Source organism: Bacillus sp. GS3m_15504 (assembly GCF_055825275.1).
Genome location: NZ_JBVVNL010000004.1, coordinates 151750 through 169619 on the forward strand (window position 1 = coordinate 151750; position 17870 = coordinate 169619).

The 17870-nt window shown below is 34.6% G+C and carries 15 protein-coding genes and 1 pseudogene; all 16 read right to left on the reverse strand.

Going from position 1 to position 17870, the window contains the following annotated elements:
• Positions 1–233: 233 nt before the first annotated feature.
• Positions 234–1433: an NAD(P)-dependent malic enzyme gene (locus tag AC0L0O_RS24800; RefSeq protein ID WP_000892421.1), complete on the reverse strand. Its 1200-nt coding sequence runs from the start codon at positions 1431–1433 to the stop codon at positions 234–236.
• A gap of 59 nt (positions 1434–1492) precedes the next feature.
• Positions 1493–2839 carry a 2-hydroxycarboxylate transporter family protein gene (locus AC0L0O_RS24805; protein WP_053565281.1) on the reverse strand — a complete coding sequence of 449 codons (1347 nt, stop codon included), beginning with the start codon at positions 2837–2839 and terminating at the stop codon, positions 1493–1495.
• Positions 2840–2961: 122 nt separating this feature from the next.
• The gene (locus AC0L0O_RS24810) at positions 2962–3669 is read right to left on the reverse strand and encodes a response regulator (RefSeq protein WP_428889479.1); all 708 of its coding nucleotides are present in this window, start codon (positions 3667–3669) and stop codon (positions 2962–2964) included.
• A complete protein-coding gene (locus AC0L0O_RS24815) occupies positions 3666–5270 on the reverse strand; it encodes a sensor histidine kinase (RefSeq protein ID WP_000746413.1) in 1605 nt (534 codons plus the stop codon). Before AC0L0O_RS24815 ends, AC0L0O_RS24810 begins: the two co-directional genes overlap by 4 nt.
• Before the next feature lie 78 nt (positions 5271–5348).
• Positions 5349–6296 carry a methyl-accepting chemotaxis protein gene (locus AC0L0O_RS24820; RefSeq protein ID WP_411372974.1) on the reverse strand — a complete coding sequence of 316 codons (948 nt, stop codon included), beginning with the start codon at positions 6294–6296 and terminating at the stop codon, positions 5349–5351.
• Positions 6288–7331 (reverse strand): annotated as a pseudogene (locus AC0L0O_RS24825) (cache domain-containing protein); the annotation flags it as partial. The gene AC0L0O_RS24820 and the pseudogene AC0L0O_RS24825, both read right to left, overlap by 9 nt.
• A 239-nt stretch (positions 7332–7570) precedes the next feature.
• On the reverse strand, positions 7571–8287 hold the full coding sequence (locus tag AC0L0O_RS24830) for a C39 family peptidase (RefSeq protein WP_001196187.1): 717 nt from the start codon (positions 8285–8287) through the stop codon (positions 7571–7573).
• A gap of 43 nt (positions 8288–8330) precedes the next feature.
• Positions 8331–9152, reverse strand: coding sequence for a hypothetical protein (locus tag AC0L0O_RS24835; RefSeq protein WP_000728561.1), 822 nt, complete (start codon positions 9150–9152; stop codon positions 8331–8333).
• A gap of 206 nt (positions 9153–9358) precedes the next feature.
• A complete protein-coding gene (locus tag AC0L0O_RS24840) occupies positions 9359–10609 on the reverse strand; it encodes a sensor histidine kinase (protein WP_001984707.1) in 1251 nt (416 codons plus the stop codon).
• Positions 10606–11277, reverse strand: a complete 672-nt coding sequence (locus AC0L0O_RS24845; protein ID WP_001238610.1) for a response regulator transcription factor — start codon at positions 11275–11277, stop codon at positions 10606–10608. Before AC0L0O_RS24845 ends, AC0L0O_RS24840 begins: the two co-directional genes overlap by 4 nt.
• A gap of 149 nt (positions 11278–11426) precedes the next feature.
• Entirely contained in the window at positions 11427–12131 is a 705-nt protein-coding gene (locus tag AC0L0O_RS24850) for a metallophosphoesterase family protein (RefSeq protein ID WP_000821964.1), read from the reverse strand.
• A 419-nt stretch (positions 12132–12550) separates the two neighbouring features.
• Positions 12551–13927 (reverse strand): ABC transporter substrate-binding protein, encoded by a 1377-nt coding sequence (locus AC0L0O_RS24855; protein ID WP_473786174.1) that lies wholly within the window; start codon positions 13925–13927, stop codon positions 12551–12553.
• Between the two features lie 21 nt (positions 13928–13948).
• Positions 13949–14770 carry a carbohydrate ABC transporter permease gene (locus AC0L0O_RS24860; protein WP_473786175.1) on the reverse strand — a complete coding sequence of 274 codons (822 nt, stop codon included), beginning with the start codon at positions 14768–14770 and terminating at the stop codon, positions 13949–13951.
• Complete coding sequence (locus AC0L0O_RS24865) at positions 14767–15699, reverse strand: carbohydrate ABC transporter permease (RefSeq protein WP_000573810.1); 933 nt, start codon at positions 15697–15699, stop codon at positions 14767–14769. The genes AC0L0O_RS24860 and AC0L0O_RS24865 overlap by 4 nt, the downstream gene beginning before the upstream one ends.
• The gene (locus AC0L0O_RS24870; RefSeq protein WP_042511750.1) at positions 15699–16796 is read right to left on the reverse strand and encodes an ABC transporter ATP-binding protein; all 1098 of its coding nucleotides are present in this window, start codon (positions 16794–16796) and stop codon (positions 15699–15701) included. The genes AC0L0O_RS24865 and AC0L0O_RS24870 overlap by 1 nt, the downstream gene beginning before the upstream one ends.
• A complete protein-coding gene (locus AC0L0O_RS24875) occupies positions 16793–17359 on the reverse strand; it encodes a glycerol-3-phosphate responsive antiterminator (protein ID WP_000472011.1) in 567 nt (188 codons plus the stop codon). The genes AC0L0O_RS24870 and AC0L0O_RS24875 overlap by 4 nt, the downstream gene beginning before the upstream one ends.
• Positions 17360–17870: the final 511 nt, after the last annotated feature.

Here is a 17870-nt window from a genome sequence, read left to right on the forward strand (position 1 = left end):
TGAAGTAACTCTCTTCTCTTATACTTAAAATAAGAAATGACACGAGGAGAGATGAGAGATGAAAAAAATGATAGAAGTGATCGTAGCAGTAACTGAGGTTTTAGTAAATGGTAAACAAGTTGCAATGGAATTAAATAAATAGTGAAGAAACATAAATAAATAATTTTACACTTCTTCATTATTTGATTTCTTATCTCAAAAAAGCAGTGCCTTTTAGGCACTGCTTTTAGCTATTAATAACTTGGTATTTTCATAATTTGCGCCACACCTGAATCAATGGCTGCTTTCGCTACAGCTTCCGCAACACTTGGAACAACTCTTTTATCTAATGGATTCGGGATTACATAATTCGCATTACGTTCTTCGTCCGTAATGATGTTAGCGATCCCATATGCTGCCGCTAATTTCATTTCTTCTGTAATATCAGTCGCGCGCACATCTAACGCACCTCGGAATATTCCAGGGAACGCCAATACATTATTTACTTGATTCGCATAATCCGAGCGCCCGGTTCCTACTACAGCTGCCCCAGCCTCTAATGCATCCTCAGGGAAGATTTCTGGAATTGGATTCGCCATTGCAAACACAATTGCTTTCTCATTCATCATCTGTACAAGTTCTTTCGTTAATACGTTAGGGGCAGATACACCGATAAAGATATCAGCCTGATGAATCGCTTCTTTTAATGTTCCACGCACATGTTCTCGATTTGTCTTTTTTGAAACTTCAATTTGTGCTTCGTTCATCCATGCTTCACCTTCACAAACAATACCTTCTAAGCTAACTAATGTAATGTGCTGTGCACCAGCCTTTAATAATAATTTTCCAATTGCAATTCCTGCCGAACCCGCACCGTTAATAACAATTTTCACATGATCCATTTGTTTGCTAACAACTTTTAATGCATTAATAACAGCTGCTAAGACGACGATAGCTGTTCCATGTTGATCATCATGGAATACAGGAATATTCGTTTCTTCTTTTAATCGTTTTTCAATTTCAAAACAACGCGGTGCTGCAATATCTTCTAAATTGATCCCTGCAAATGTAGGCTCTAAATTTTTCACAAGGGTAACGATTTCATCCACATCAGTCGTACCTAAACATAACGGGAAAGCATCTACATTCGCAAATTTTTTAAATAATATACTTTTTCCTTCCATAACAGGCATAGCTGCTTTTGGTCCAATGTTCCCTAAACCAAGTACCGCTGTTCCATCTGAGACAACTGCCACCATATTTCCACGTGCTGTATAGTCATACACTGTTTCTTCATCTGCTGCGATTGCTTTGCAAGACTCCGCTACACCTGGTGTATATGTCAGACTTAAATCATCCGCTGAATTTACTTCTACTTTACTTGTAATCTCAATTTTTCCTACTAATTCTTTATGCAATAACAATGATCTCTCATTAATTTGATTTTCTAACATACTTATAATCTCCCCTTAATTTGACAAGCTAGCTATATTTATATAGCTAGCTTGTTTGATCATGAAAACATTTTTAATAAGATTGTCGCTGTTACAACCATTGCTGCCCCGCCTAAACGAGTCGAAATTTGCGCGAACGGCATTAATTCCATTCGATTTGAAGCTGATAAAATAGCAACATCTCCAGTTCCGCCTAAACCGCTATGACATCCAGTTACAATTGCTGATTCAACTGGATACATTTTCATCACTTTCCCTACAAGAAAACCTGATGCTACCATTGTAAGAACAACCGATGCACATACGACAACATATCCTACTGAAAGAACTGCTGCTACGTCTTTTAGCGGAATATATAGCAATCCTAGTCCAACCATTAACGGCCAAGTTAAATTCTTCGAAATAAATTTATATAAATGGAATGCTCCTTGCTCCATTTTTGCGGGCATTAATTTAAAGTATTTCACAAGTGCTGCTGAGAAAATCATAATGATTGCCCCAGGGATACCGATGAACTTAGAAGCAAATCCTCCGAAGATGAAGAACGTACACGCGATTAATAAACCTGCTCCCATTAATGAGAAGTCAATTGGCTTCTCTGTATTTTGTTCTTTTAATAATTCTGCTTGATTGTCTGTTTTCACTAATACACCGTTACCACTAAGCTCCGGTTTCTTCTCACCTAAACGCTTCATATACCCTGCACTCACAATTGCGAACATATTCCCAATAATAGCTGCTGGAATAAGCTGTGATACAAACGTTGCTGATGATTCGTTTAAAATATCACTATAAGCTAGCGACAATGGTAAAATCCCTTCCCCGATACCACCACTGACAATTGGTACGATGATAAAGAAGAATGTGTGCTTCATTTCAAATCCAAATAATGAACCGACCAATAACCCTACTGCTACAGAAGCTAACGTCCCTACTACTAAAGGAATAAACATGCGAACGAAACCTTGTACTAACACTTTACGGTTCATTCCTAAAATACTTCCGACTACTAAACAAGAAATATATAAATATAAAAAGTTCGATTTTTTCATTAACATAGTCGCAGCTTCCATTGAAGCTGGATTCATCCAGTTAAAAAATACAAGTAATGATGGAATAAATAACGAAAGTATTGCTGGACCGCCGATATTTTTTAAAATTGGAATTCTCATCCCAATATCGCCTAAGAAAATCCCCATGATCATAATAACTGCAAATCCACCAATCATATCTGCTGGCAATTTATTATATACAGATGCCCCATAAATAATAGCAGCCAATACTACATATAACGGTAAAGGTATAACACCGATTTTTACATTCATAATTTTAGAAGCGAAAGATTCTCTTTGTACTTCATTTCCTCCAGAAAATGATACCGCTTCCACATTCTTTTGAATTCCCATATGGCACCCCCTCGTTTTCTTAATAACAATATTAAAACGCTTTCAATAGTAAAAATAGTTTTTGTAAGTTTTGTAATTGATTTTGTAATTAAAAAAAGTATAAGCGACTTATAATAAGTCGCTTATACGTAAAACTCTATTTTCTTTTGATCAACACATCTTAGTTTACTTACAGGTCTCCCCACATGTTGGTACATCATTTCGTTTTCTAACACTCCAATGTCAGTTAAAAACATTACATATTTCCGAATAGAAACTCTTGAAATCCCAACTAATTGTGACATTTCATCTGTTGTAAACGCTCGTCCATTCAGCGACTCGATCTTCTGCCAAATTAATTGCAACGTTTGCTTCGTTAATCCTTTCGGAAGCTCTTTAGTAACAGTAGGCTCCCTTTTTTCTTTTTGTAAAATTAACGAATCTAATTCCGATTGACTAATTTTTTGTTGTTCTTTCATGAAAGTAAGTTTTTCTCGATATATAGTTAATGCCTCTTTAAATCGTTCAAATGTAAATGGTTTAATTAAATAATCTACTACACCATATTGTAATGCTTTTTTAATACTTCCCATATCATGTACAGCTGAAATCATCATAATATCGATTTCTTTTTCTTGGTTCCGGATATACATTAAAAGCTCAAAACCAGTCTCTTCAGGCATAAAAATATCAAGTAATACTAAATCTACTCGTGATTTCTCTAATATTTCGATCGCCGACTTTACTGAGTTAACTGCTTGAACAAGTTCAAATCCTCCTACTTGCTCTAAATAATGCGTATTTAGCATTGCTACCATCGGGTCATCTTCTACAATTAAAACTTTAATCATATTTGCCTCTCATCCCTACCTTTAGGTATTTCAATTGTTATCGTTGTTCCCTTACCTACTAATGAATGCATATGAATTTCCCCATTTATTCGCTGTATACTTTCTTTTACAAGATACAAACCATAACCGCGGTTATCTCCCTTTGTGGAATAACCTTTCGTAAATAATTCCTCTATTTCTTTTTCTTGTATACCTTTTCCCGTATCTTGTACTGTAATAGTTAGTATATCCTCATGTTGTATCTTAACTTCAACTCGCTTCTTTTCACAATTCGTAACTGCCTCTAATGCATTATCAATTAAATTTCCGACAATCGTAATAAGTTCATGAGTAATACTTTCATCATCTATTTCCGGCATATAAGAATCTTCACTTATAATTAATTTTATATTTTTCTCTCTAGCATAGCTGAGCTTACCTAGTAAAAAACCAGCAAATACTGGACTTTTTATTCTTTTCATAACTCCACCAATTTCATATTGATGCTCTGATACCATGCCGCTTATATACTTCTGTAATTCTTCATACTGTTTCATATGTGTAAGCCCTAATACGACATGCATCTTATTCATAAACTCATGAGATTGTGCCCGTAATGCTTCTGCATATAGTCTAATACCAGTTAGTTCCTCTGCTAGTTTTCTAATCTCTGTTTTATCACGAAATGTTGCAATTGCACCAACTATTTCTCCTTTTACATATAAAGGAACTCGATTCGTCACAATCGTAATTCCGTAAATATTTTGTTCTTCGTTTAATTGTACTTCTCCCGTTTGCAATACTTCTTTTATACGTGAATTTGGCATATACAACTCAACATCTTTACCGATAAAATCTTCTTCAAGTCCGCTTTTTTTAAATAGACGTTTCGCTTCATTATTAATTAACGTTACTCTAGCCTCTTTATCTACAGCAATAATACCTTCCTTTACAGATTGTAGCATCGTATTTCTTTCTTCAAGAATTTTCGCTATCCTATGAGGTTCAAGGCCGAATAAACTTTTCTTTATATGTCTAGCTAGCAATATTGCTCCTATCATTCCGACTAGTACCCCAACTCCAACTCCAATATAAATGATATGTCTACTTTCCTTAACTCTCTCTTTTACATTATCTGCTGAAATACCAACAGCCACCGCTCCAAGTTGTTCACCTGTTTCAGAAAATACAGGTACAAACACTCGCATTGAAATACCTAAAGTTCCTTCTGCCAGCGATACATGTTCCTTTCCTTTCAATGCAGGTCCTTCATCTCCCCCAATAAAATGATGACCTATTTTTTGAGGATTTGGATGTGACTTTCTTATTCCATTCATGTCCATAACTACAATAAATTGAACACCTGTGTTTTTTAATATTCTATTTGTATACGTTTGAATTGCAGAAGTATCTGCTTTCCCAATTAAACCATCGATTACAATTGAATCATTCGCCACAATGTGTGCAATTGTTTTTGCTTTCTCTGCTTGGCTATCCTCCGTTGTCCGTTCTACATTGTGACTAATTAATATATCTGTCACAAGTAAAGAAAAAATTACAACTGTACAAACTAACAATGTAATCGTTTTCCATAAATTCCATAGTCTTTTCCTTTTTTTCATCCCGTTAATGACTCCCCTAATTGCTGAATAGAAAAATAAGTAAGGTGATATTATTCTCACCTTACTTATCTGCTGTTATTATACTTTAAATTTACTAGTCATCGCTTGTAGTTCTTCGGCCATCTCAGCTAAGTTTTGCGAAGCTGAACTAATTTCTTCCATTGAATTCACTTGTTCTTCTGTTGAAGCAGCAACACTTTGCATACTAGCCGTATTTTCTTCTGCAGCCGCTGCAATTTCATCAATAGCATTTGTCACTTCATTTGCATCTCCAGCAATTCTCTTCGTTGTTTCTACCATTTCATTCACTTGAGAAACAATATGTGTAGTAGAACTTAAAATTTCCGTAAAACTTACTTTCGTTTTTGTTACAACATCAAGACCTTGTTGAACTTCTCCATTCACATTATCCATCGCCTTAACAGTATGTTCAATATCAGCCTTAATTTCTGCAATTAAATTCGCAATCTCTCCAGATGATTCTCCTGATTGCTCCGCTAATTTTCTAACCTCATCTGCTACAATAGCAAACCCTCGGCCCTGTTCACCTGCTCTTGCTGCTTCAATAGCCGCATTTAAAGCTAAAAGGTTCGTTTGAGTAGCGATATTTTGAATTGCTTCAGAAATAGCTCCTACCTGCTTTGATTTCTCATCAAGAAGTTTAATAATAGCGTCCGACTCGGATACCGACCTAGAAATAGACTGCATTTGTGTTGCAGTTTGTTCAACCAAGTCTTCCCCCTCTTTAGCTCGCTCTCTCGCATGCAATGAGGAGATAGAAATCGATTCCGCGCTTCCGTTTACATCTTGAATTGCTGTATTTACTTGTTGTAATGTAGCCGCACCTTCTTCAACACCTTGACTTTGTGATTCAGCCCCACCTGATACTTGTTCCATTGCAATTGTAATTTGATCTGTCGCATCATTTGCTTGCTGTACGCTCGCTGTTAACTCTTCAGCCGATGCAGCGACATGCTCTGCTGAAAAACTAATTTGAGTAATCACATCTTGTAAAGAGGCAGACATTTCATTAAAGGAATTCCCTAATTTCCCTATATCATCCTTGGAATGAATTGTAATTTTCTCGGTCAAATCTCCCTTACTAATTTTATATGCCGAGTCAGCTATTTTTCTTAATGGTCTTGTAATAGACTTTGTGATGAAATAAATTAATACACTGCCAAATACAATAGCGATAGCAATGACAATAAAAGTCTTATAAAAAACTGGATTCGCAGCTTGGGTAATTTCTTCATCAAACATGACTCCAACTACTTTCCAGCCCGTTTTCTCATTTGTTGCAAAGATTAAATTCTTTTTATCATCTTTTTCTGTATAAGCAACATTTCCTTGTTTATCTTCATAAATTGGTTTAATCCAAGGATCAGTAACTTTTGCACCTGGTTTTCTAGATGGATGACTAACAATTTGCTTATTTTGATCTAAAATAACTGCATAACCTTTTTCCCCAATATTAATCATTTTGGAGATTTTTAAAATGTTATCTAAATTTAAGTTAATCCCTATAACACCTTTACCATCTTTTACTTCTTTAGCAATTGTCACTACCATATTTTTTGTAGATGCTGATTGATATGGCGCAGTAACAATTACTTTCCCTTTATTTTCATGTGCTTCTTTATACCAATCTCTATCTGTTGGATTATACCCATCAGACATTTGGATAAATGGTTCTCTTATAAACTTTCCCGTCTGCGTTCCAATGTAAATACCTTCTACTTCTGGATGAAGTTTTATATATTGCGCTAATTTCGTTCTTACTATTTCTTCTTGTCCGTTTGGATATGTATCCTCTGTTAAGATGTCCGCAAAGTATGCTGCATCAACAAATTTCTCTTCTATATTTTGAGAAATAACAGTATTTAAAATCGAAATATTTTCCTTTGCTTTACCTGTGATTTGTTGTTCAAAATTTGTTTTGGCAGTTTGATATGAAACACCACCGATAATAAGTCCTGGTATAGTTAAAATAAGAAAAAATGAAATGATTAATTTTTTCTTGATACTCATACATTTAACCCAGTTAAATATTTTTCGCATAATAAGCCTCCTTTATGTAATGTGAATACTTGTGTAATTTTATACAATTGACATATATAAAACAATATATAATGATAACATGTAATATTTTTGTCAATTATGCATTTTTACATATTCACTCCTTCTAAAGATTTAATCATAAAAAATAAGAGAACTTGAGCTTATAGAATAAGCTCAAGTTCTCTTATTTCTGTACAAAAAATCTACTTACAATTCCTTACATCTCTTTCCTTACTAATTCATTTGGAGCTTTTCATATAACTAATCGCCTGACTCCCCATTTGCACCCATGCCTGTTCAAATTTTTCTCTCGGCACTTTTACATCTAAGCTATCCTTAAGTGGATCCCGAATATATACAGATTCCTGATCATATCCAATAAGTACAACGCAATGTTCATTATATGTAATAGAAACATCTCCGTTATTTGTTTCCCATGTAGTAAATTCATCTTCATCTAATGGCGCAAATGTTGCATTCGTAATCATAACTACCGGTTGTCCTGCTTTTACACTCTTATAAAGCTCTTCTATACTCTTCCCTGTTAAATCCACAGCTTTATTAGGTAAATATTTTTTCGCTAACTGAAAAAGTGGTCCGTGATATACACCATATCCAGATTCAGAAAAGGTATAAATATTTCCTACAAATCCTTCATTCGGATTCCCACGTACACCATCGTTCATAAAATCAACTTTCTTTATTTCATTTGCTAATTTCATCTTATCCACTGTAATGCCTGCATATTGTAACATCATCGCTAAGCTAGTCACTTCACAGCCTCTATCTAGCTCTGGTAATTGCTGAATGAAAGGTACATTCGATAAGATAACCTTTTCATCACGATTAAACTCCACTTGTTTTCCACTTTGTATATTGAAGAATGTTAATTTCTCCACATACTTTGTAATTCCATTTGTATAGATCCCCCATACTGCTATACCGAGTAAAGCCATACATATATACCACTTAAACTTCCGTATCACTTTCACTCCCTTTTTAGTTCGTTAAATAAGAATAAAACGCGTCCGCATCCGTTCGAATCACTGGTACAAAATTTAGTTCTTTTCCTTTTTCAGGCTGATCCTTTTTTATTTTTTCTGCTAATTCTTGAACGTTCATATTCGTTTTATCCATATTAAGCTCATCTGCCATTTGTAACACTTTTTGTTCATTAATTTCGCTTAATACTTGATATATATCTTTCCCATACAAATCGATATGATATTCTTTTGCTTCTTCCTGTACTTTTTGTTCATACACTTCTTGCGCTAACACTTCTATCTCTTTTCCTTTTGGTGAAATACCTAACTTCCCTGCTTCCTCTCTTACTTTCGTTCCATAGATTTCTTCTGCAATGTCCTCTATCTCTTTTCCATTTGTCGAAATACCTAATTTATCCGCCTCATCATTAATTTTAATCGTATTAATTTGATTAATTAAATTTACAATTGATGTATTTTCTATAGATATGCCTAGCTTTAACGCTTCTTGCTCCACTTTTGTTTCATAGATTTCTTCTGAAAGAGTTCCAACATCTTTTCCTTCAATCGAAATTCCTAGCTGCTTCGCTTCTCTTCCTACTTCCGTCTCATGGATTTCTTTTTCTAGCGTAATTTGTTCTTTCCCTGCCGTTTCAATCCCTAATTTCTCCGCTTTTTCTTCTGTATGCACAGCATGTATCTTTCCATTGTTTAATTGTTCTTTGCTGCGCTGCTTGTAATCTGTCTTTCCTTTTGATGTTTCAGAAGGAGAGGCACCCCCTAATATACTTAAACTCATTACTCCAATAGTGAATACCATCATCATTTTCTTTTTCAAAATTAATTCCTCCCTCTTACACTTTCTTTTCCATCATTCCCTATACATAATCGAAATAACATTATGATTGATATAATCTGCTCAAATACCTTTTTATAATCGCTTCTTTAGGGGACAAACTTTCTGTATATAATACATGTTATAAATAGTTTCTTAACTTTCCCTTAAAAAAAGACGCCTTTGTAAAAACAAGGTCGTCTTCTCACTTATATTCTTTGATTTTTAGGAAGAATCACTTCAAAGCAAGTGCCCTCTCCCCATTGGCTCTCTACTGATATTTTCCCATAATGCTTTTCTACAATCCAGTTCGCGATTGAAAGGCCTAATCCCGCTCCCTCTGACGCACTTCTCGCTTTATCTCCTTGATAAAAACGATCAAATAGTTTCGGAATGTCCTCACCTTTCACTCCTATCCCATCATCTTTCACTCGTATACGAATCGAACTGTTCGTTTGCGTACAATCGATTTGTATATGTCCTCCCTCATTTGTATACTTCATCGCATTATCTAACAATATGACCATCATTTGATGAATTCTCTCCCTATCACCCATAAATGATATGTCATGCTCTACTTTCAATATCATCTCTTTTTCTTGGTAGGAAGCAATTTCCTTATATGGCTCTACTATTTCTTCTAACAATTTATCCAATTCAAATATTTTCTTATCCATCTCAATTTGATTAGAATCTGAACGTGCTAACAATAATAAATTAGCTACAAGCTTAGATAATCGTCTACACTCCTTTGAAATCGTAGAAATATCCATCGCTTTTTCTTCTATTGTCGCAGATGGTGACTGAAATAATATATCTGTTTTGGATTGAATAACCGCAAGCGGTGTCCTTAATTCATGTGATGCGTCCGACACAAATTGTTGCTGTTTTTCCCATGAATTTTGAATAGGTACGAGTGCCCTGCCAGCTAAGAAAAATCCGATTCCTATTGCACATAGACTTCCTATGCTACACCCTATCACAAGAATTAAAAATAAAGTATGTAACATTTCTTTTTCAGCCGTTATATCCCTTGCAATTTGAACTATTTTTGCATCTTTCTGAAATGCAAATATTCTAAAATATCGTCCTTGTACTTCTATATCTTGCAAAGTTCCTAATTTCTTTGGAGAAAACTTTTCCAAATTGTCTTCAAAAATAAAACGACGTTTGCCGTTTTCAATATCTATCTCCACCGTGTTTCCAAGCCAAGTTAACTCCATTATCCTTGGATCCCCAATTGGAGGATATCCTCTAATTTTTTTAGGTAGTTTTTTATCATCTGCATTCTTTCTATGTTGAACGGCTTTTTCTATCGATTCATTTACTCCACTATAAATACGCTTATATGTGTAAGAATAAATGATACTACCTAATACGCCTATCAAAATGATAAATACTAATGAATTCAATATAGTCAATCGAATACGCGTCTTCTGAAACATACTTCCCTTTTTCATTGTTCTTTTAATATATATCCAATACCACGAACGGTTTGAATATCTTTCTGATAACCGAATGGCTCTAATTTTTTACGTAAATGATGTACATACACTTCTACAATCGCTACTGTCGTATCTGAATCGAATCCCCAGACACGATCAAAAATTTGTTCCCTCATTAAAATCTTTCCGCTATTTTGAACAAGGTACTCTAGAAGCTCATATTGTTTTAATGTTAGCTTCATACTTTGTCCATCTACTTGAACATCTTTATCTTTTCCGAACAGTTCAATCCCTTTATAGCGAATAGTCTGCTTCGTTGTTAAACTACCACTTCGCCTTAATAAAGCACGAATTCTTGCTTTTAATTCTGGGGCCTGAAACGGCTTAACGATATAGTCATCCCCGCCAAAATCCAACCCTTTCACGCGATCTTCTAAAGAATCTCTCGCTGTCAAAAATAAGACAGGTGTTTCAATCTTTTCATCACGTATTTTTTGAATCACTTCAAATCCATCCATTTCTGGCATCATCACATCAAGCAAAATTGCATCATATATATTTTGAAGCGCTAAAAACAATCCATCTTCTCCATTCAATGCCGTATCTACTTCAAATTCATCGCATAATATTTGGACAATGGACTCTAATAAAGAAGCATTATCTTCTACTACGAGTAAGCGCATATTCTCACCTTCCACCATATTGTTCAATTCTATTTATAATTACATTTTAACGTTTTTTTGATATAAAATTTGAAAGACTTATTATAAAAACTCTTCCTTAAATTTTGCTTAATAAAAAGTTGAAAGAAATAAGATTCTCCTTATCTCTTTCAACTTTTTACTACGTACACCTTTTTACTCGGCAATTCTAAACAATTTAGCTGGCCACCATATACAGCACCACCATCAATTCCTATAATACGGTTATTTCCAAAATAGACATTACAATTATCATTTCCATGAAGCGTTTTTGTTTCCGTATGGCCAAATACAACAACCTTTTCACCACTATACTCACTATGAAACTCATTACGGATCCACATTAACGTATATGGTTCACATTCAGAAACTCGTTTCAATGGCTCAACACCAGCATGTACAAATATATACTCTTCTGTTTCAATGTAATGGTCTAATTTTTGAATAAACTTTACATGTTCCTCTAATACACGAGATTGTAAAATCGGTTTTCGGAAGTCCTTCTCATTAACCATAATATCTTCTTCTACAAATCCATAGCTGTATAATGTCTTATCTCCACCATTCCTTTTTACCCAATGGTTCCATGAACGTTCCTCATCAGTCGTTAACGCCTTGATCATCATATCTTCATGATTGCCCTTTAGAACGAGGGCTCCATCTTCTTTTAACTCTTTTACTTTTTCAATTACTGCACGCGCATTTGGACCACGATCTACATAATCCCCTAATAAAATTAGTTGATCCTGTTTTGCATCGTATTGAGCTTCTTCTAATAACTGTTCGAACTTTTCTATTTCCCCATGAATATCACTAATAACAAGAATTCTTTTCATATTATCCCCTTCTTTCTAAACCACTCTCTTTATAATTATAGTTCAAAACGACAGAAATTTCCGAAATCATATTCAAAATCACTTTTATTACAAACAAAGCGATTATCCTTACAACAATGTAAGTCTCTTGTCATTCAATTCGATAGTTGCAATTGCTATATTTCCTTATACTAAAAGTAAGAAATAAAACAAAAAACAAGGAGAGATGAGAAATGAAAAAAGTGATGGAAGTTTTAGTAGCAGTGACAGAGGTTTTCGTAAATGGTAAACAAGTTGCAATGGAGTTAAACAAATAATGAAAAGGACAAGATTCATTCTAGACCCTTTACTCATATAAAAGAGATAAGACTTCTTCATTTTTTTGATCCCTTATCTCCCTATAGAGAAAGCCGTATCCCTTTTAAGGATACGGCTTTCTCTTATTTTTCACTGGTACGAGCTGAAATACTAATTGCTCTATCTGTTGCTTTTGCAGCTTCATCTAGCGCTTCTTTACTATTCTTTCCGTCATACATTGCCTCTAATGCTTTTACAACTGCATCTCGTGATTCTGGGAATACACTAATTAAAGCACCTTGTGTTGCTGGAGATTGTTTCGTCGCTTGCAATTGATCTACTGTTACTTTCAACTGTGGATATTTTTCATATTGCTCTTTCACTAATAGTTCATTATATGCGTCCGGATTAATAGAGAAATAACCTGTTGCAGTATGCCACTTTGCTTGTACGTCTGGCTTCGTTAAATATTTCATAAAGTCCCAAGCACCTTGTTGTGTTTCTTCTGAAACCATATTCGTCATCCATAATGATGCTCCGCCAATAACAACACCATTTTGTTTCGAATCTTCTGGGTATGGAATATACGAAACGCCTACATTAAACTTAGATGCGTCAATTAAATCACGAACACCAGCTGAAGAATCTAAATACATAGCAACTTGGCCAGACTGGAACGCAGCACGAATATCATCCCAACTTGCTCCATATTTTCCTAATGCACCAGCTTTATTTAACTCATCTAGCATCCCAAATACTTTCTGTCCTTCTTTACCGTTAAATACTGCTTTCTTTGCAGCATCTTTACGACCATTTTCATTATCTACATATAAAGCGCCTTGTGTCGCTAACAATTCTTCAAAGAACCAACCATAGTTCAACATTGAGAATCCATATTGCTTTACATTTCCGCCTTCTTTAATCGTTAACTTTTTCGCTGCTTCTTGTAATTCCGCATACGTTTTCGGAGCTTTCTCTGGATCTAAGCCCGCCTTTGCGAAAGCATCTTTATTATAAATTAATACTGGTGTAGATGAATTAAATGGCATAGAATACATTTTTCCATCAACTGAATAATAATTTGTAATTGCTTTTTCCAATTTTGAAGTATCATACTTATCTTTTTTTATCCAACTATCAATTGGCGTAATCTTTTTGCTATCAATCATATATTTTGTTGTAATTTCACTCGACTGAACAAGAGCTGGTGCTTCTTTCGTAGCAGACATCGTTTTAAATTTCGTTAAAGACTCTTCATATGTCCCTTGGAACTCTGCCTTTATCTCATATTTATTTTGTGACTTATTATAGTCTGCAACAAGCCCATCTAGTACGCCTTGTGTTTTTCCACCCATCGCATGCCAAAAACGAATTACAGTTTTATCACCATTTTTTTCAACTGGTGCTACTTTTGCCTGTACTTCAGGTTTTCCCTCTGTTTTACTATTTGAACAAGCAGCACTAGATAATGCCATTGTTGCTACCATTAATAGAGCAGCACCTTTTTTAACTAGACTCATTTTAATCTCACCTTCTCTTAGTTATTTAATTGCACCTTTTGTTAATCCTTGTTGTAATTGCTTTTGCCCTAAAAATAATAGAATCAATGTTGGTATAACGATAACCGTAACGCCAGCCATTACGCTTCCCCAATCAGTTGCAACTTCTTGAGATTGAAGCTGCTTCACACCAATTTGAACTGTTCTTACCGTTTCATCAGTGGTCACTAAAAGTGGCCATAAGTACATATTCCATGTTGTTAAAAAACTATATACGCCAAGCGTAATAAAACTCGTTTTACAATATGGAGTTACAACGCTGAATAAAAACCTTACATTTCCAATCCCTTCAATAAAAGCAGCTTCTTTCAGTTCATTTGGAAGTGTCATAAAATGTTGGCGTAACAAGAAAATACCGAAAGCTGTTGCAAAAAACGGCACTGTCATCCCAGCGAAACTATTGATCCAGCCAAAGTTTTGAATCGTTAAAAAGTTAGGTACCATCGTTGCTTCCCACGGAATAAGCATCGTTGAAATAAACAGGAAAAAAATAAGATTTCTTCCCTTAAACTGAAGAAAGACAAAAGCATACGCCGCTAAGCTTGACACGATAAGTTGTCCAATCATAACAACTGTCGATACAACTAAGCTGTTATATAAATATGTAAAAAGTGGTACTTTTTGAAAAATATTAATGAAATTATCAAAAGTAAATTGAGTTGGAAATATCCTTCTCATTTGAATATCGTCTGGTGTCATAAAACTTATTAAAAACGCATACAGCACAGGAAAAAATACCATTACTGCACTAATTATGAGCAGCATGTATAGCAGGAAATTTTGTTTCCACTGTTTAACAATCATTTATAATGCACCTTTCTCTCAGCAAACTTAAATTGAAGTAATGTAGCAATGAAAATGAAAACAAATAGTACCATCGCTTGTGCACTTGCTGTCCCAAATTGATGATTTACAAATGCCTCTTTATAAATCGAATATACAATTAAATTTGTTGCATCATTCGGTCCACCGTGCGTTAAAATATCAATTTGTCCAAAGCTTTGGAACGCACTAATTAACGTTACTGTCACGATAAAGAATAAAGTTGGTGATAGCATCGGTAATGTAACACGACGAAGCTTATATAGATAACTTGCACCATCTATAGATGCACTCTCATATAAAGACGTATCAATATTTTGTAAACCACCTAATATAACTAAAAATGCAAATCCTGTATTCACCCAAACCGTTGTAACTGATACAGAGAATAGTGCCCAGTCCGGACTCGTTAACCATGCAATTGCAGGAAGATTCATAGAAGCTAATATATTATTGAATAACCCGACACTTGGATGAAATAAAAATAACCAAATCACTGCACTAGCAGCTACTGATATTCCCATTGTCGAAGAAAACAGAACTCGAAATAACCCAATACCTCTTACCTTTCCGTTTGCAATCAATGCAAGAAACAAAGCAAATATAATACTCGTAGGCACTGTATATAAAACAAATAGTAAAGTTGATTTTATACTTTTGTAGAAGGCAGGATCAGAGAATAAATATTGATAATTTTCTAAGCCAACGAAAAGATTAGCTTCTCCATGTATATCGGTTAAATAAAAACTATAGTAAATCGTCCTAAACAATGGATAGAACAGAAAAATTGAAAATAGCAAAATAGATGGCGCTAAAAACAATAATCCTATTCTTAAATCTTTTGTTCTCCCCCATAAATTTTTCTTTTTTGACACTTTTGTTTGAACCGGTAACTTACTCACTTCGATCATTATTTCGCCACCACTTTCAGCTCTTCTTCAGCTACCACTTTTAAGCGTTCATTCGTATTTTGATGAAAGAAGCATAACTTTTCTTCCGAGAATAATAATTTTACTTTGTCACCTTTATTCAGGAGTAACTGTCCGATGACTTTCGCACTCCAAGTTGTTCCGTTTATCACGAAGTTTAATATAGATTCATTCCCTAACACTTCTACAGATTGCAATGTAACTTCTTGTCCTTCCTCGGACAATGCAATATGTTCTGGACGCATGCCTACTCGAACAGTTCCTGCTGGTAATTGCTTTAATTGTCCAATAGATAATGGGATTTGCAATTGCCCTATATGTAATACACCTTTTTCTTTGTCTACTTCTCCATCATTCATATTCATCGAAGGAGACCCTATAAAACTTGCAACAAATTCATTCGCTGGTTTGTTATATATATCAAGCGGTGTTCCAACTTGCTGTACGCTCCCTTTATTTAAGACCATAATACGATCTCCCATAGTCATCGCTTCTATTTGATCGTGAGTAACGTAAATCATTGTAATTCCTAAACGCTGCTGAATTTCTCTAATTTCAATCCTCATTTGCGCACGTAATTTCGCATCTAAATTCGAAAGTGGTTCATCCATTAAACAAATCGGCGCTTGACTCACAATCGCCCTAGCAAGCGCAACACGCTGTCTTTGTCCACCTGATAATTGGCCTGGTTTCATTTTCACATACTCTTTCAGTCCTACCATTTCCACAGCTTCCATTAATCTCTTTTGTCGCTCTTCTTTTTGTACTTTCCTTACCTTAAGTCCGAATAAAATATTTTCTTCTACAGATAAGTGTGGATATAGTGCATAATTTTGAAATACCATTGATAGATTACGATCTTTCGGCTCTAAATCATTTGCAACACGTTCATTAATAATTAAATCCCCCGAAGAAATTTCTTCTAAACCAGCAATCATTCTTAATAATGTACTTTTTCCACATCCTGAAGGGCCAACTAAAACAAAAAATTCTCCCTTCTTAATATGAACCGATACACCTTTAACCGCTGTCTCCTCTGCATTTTGATATACCTTTGAAATATTTTTCAATTCAATCACAAGATTGCACTCCTTTTTTCTTCTTGTATCCATACTTCATAGTGACTCGTCGAAATCGCGCTCGCTCCCGAACGAATAGCAATTTCTGCATCTTCTCGCGTTTGAATCAATCCGCCTGCAATGATAGGAAATTCTATTTCCTCTGCTAACTGTTTAATAATTGAAGGCATAATACCAGGCATAATCTCTACTGCATTCGGTTTAGTCGTTTTACAATTTTCAATTGATTTTGTAAGAGATAAAGTATCGACAATAAAAATACGTTGGATCGTTTTTAATCCAATTTTATTGGCATTTCGAATTGTCGATCCTTTTGTTGAAATAATGCCTTGTGCTCCGATAACGTCTTGAATATACGAAAGTGCTTCCTCTGTATTCGTATTTAAACCTTGTATAAAATCACAATGAAGAAAGACATCATGTCCATGTTTCTGTAATTCATATACACGCTCTGGTAATTCCAGCATTGAACCGGTCATAAGAAAAACTGTTTTCGGTAGCTTTTTGTATGTGTTATATCCTTTCCAATCTTTTATCATCGCAATATAAGGTTCCTTAAACATTCATTCCACCTAGCTTTTCTATTTTTATCCAAACTAAAAACACCTACTTACATAGAACACCTTTCTCCTTATTTGAACTCTAGGGAATAGAGCACACCTAAGAAAGTGGCACGTTATATGTAAGCGGGTGTTCTCAAATGTTCTCTACCCTAGTTATTTTGTTACCTTTACTATATTACGCATTTATTAAGTCAGTTTTGATAGATTGTTAATTAGCTGTTAATCGAATGTTAATATTCACCTATTCCTTTTTACACTAATCATTACATAGGAATAGTACAAACAAACTCCCAACTACCTTTCATATTCTATAATTAAGGTTGTTTAATTTTCTTATCACTTTTTGAATTAAAGTTATTTTCAGAAGTATGTTTCTTTTCTTATTAATATTGTCCATAATGCAACAATACCTGCACTATTACCTTAAAACTCCTTATCTATCCCTCTCTTCAAATGATTTTTCCAAAACAAAAATCCCATTCAAATACACATTACTGAATCCATCATACTC